1 protein-coding gene is annotated in these 1,233 nt (G+C 46.3%); it reads right to left on the reverse strand.

The window, feature by feature from the left end:
* A partial coding sequence (murA, locus tag A3738_RS21280) for a UDP-N-acetylglucosamine 1-carboxyvinyltransferase (protein ID WP_068763843.1) occupies positions 1-1,152 on the reverse strand: 1,152 nt, incomplete at its 3' end.
* Positions 1,153-1,233: the final 81 nt, after the last annotated feature.

Here is a 1,233-nt window from a genome sequence, read left to right on the forward strand (position 1 = left end):
CAGTAATCCTGCGATTACAAGACTTGCAGAAGCACGCAAATCTGTTGCCATAACCGGCGCTGCATGAAGTTTTTCAACGCCTGTAATAATCGCAGTGTTGCCTTCGACCTTAATATCAGCGCCCATACGCTGTAGCTCTTGCACGTGCATGAAACGATTTTCAAAAATTGTTTCGGTAATTGAGCCTGAACCTTCAGCGACGCAATTCATTGATACGAATTGCGCTTGCATATCCGTGGGAAAAGCAGGATAAGGCGCTGTTTTAACCGAAACTGCTTTCGGACGTTTACCCTTCATATCTAGTTCGATCCAGTCTTCACCCGTTGTGATTTCTGCACCCGCTTCTTCAAGCTTAACTAATACAGCATCTAGTAAATCTGCTCGTGTATCTTTTAGTTTAACGCGACCGCGTGTTGCTGCTGCTGCAACGAGGTATGTTCCAGTCTCTACACGATCCGGCATTACGTCATAATGCGTGCCTTTTAGGCTCTCGACACCTTCCACTTCAATAACATCAGTACCATGGCCTGTGATCTTGGCACCCATTGCGATCAAGCATTCTGCCAAATCGACAACTTCTGGCTCTCTCGCAGCGTTTTTCAGGATCGTTTTGCCTTCAGCAAGCGCAGCAGCCATTAATAAGTTTTCAGTACCTGTTACGGTGATGACATCGAATACGATGGTTGCGCCTTTCAAGCGTCCATTTGAGCTTGCCTTGATATAGCCATCTTCAACTACTATATCCGCACCCATTGCCTGCAAACCTTTGATGTGCAGATCAACAGGTCGACTACCAATTGCACATCCGCCTGGTAACGAAACATGTGCTTTACCGAAATGAGCTAGCAAAGGACCAAGCACCAAGATAGAGGCGCGCATAGTTTTGACTAGATCATAGGGCGCAGTTAAGTCTTGAATCGTTGTCGCATTGACTTCGACGCTCAATTTCTCGTCAATCAATAACTCAACGCCCATACGTCCCATCAATTCAATCATCGTGGTGATGTCATGAAGATGTGGCAAGTTGCCAATCGAAACAGGTTCATCGGCGAGCAAAGTTGCCGCGAGAATTGGTAAGGCTGCGTTTTTTGCGCCAGAGATGCGAATTTCGCCATCTAACGCGACACCGCCGCCAATCATTAATTTATCCATAGTTGCCTTGTCGTTTTAACTCGAATCGCTTAGCTGTTTTGTTCAGCCCATTCTTCAGGAGTGTAGGTTTGCATAATCACC

Source organism: Oleiphilus sp. HI0066 (genome assembly GCF_001635725.1).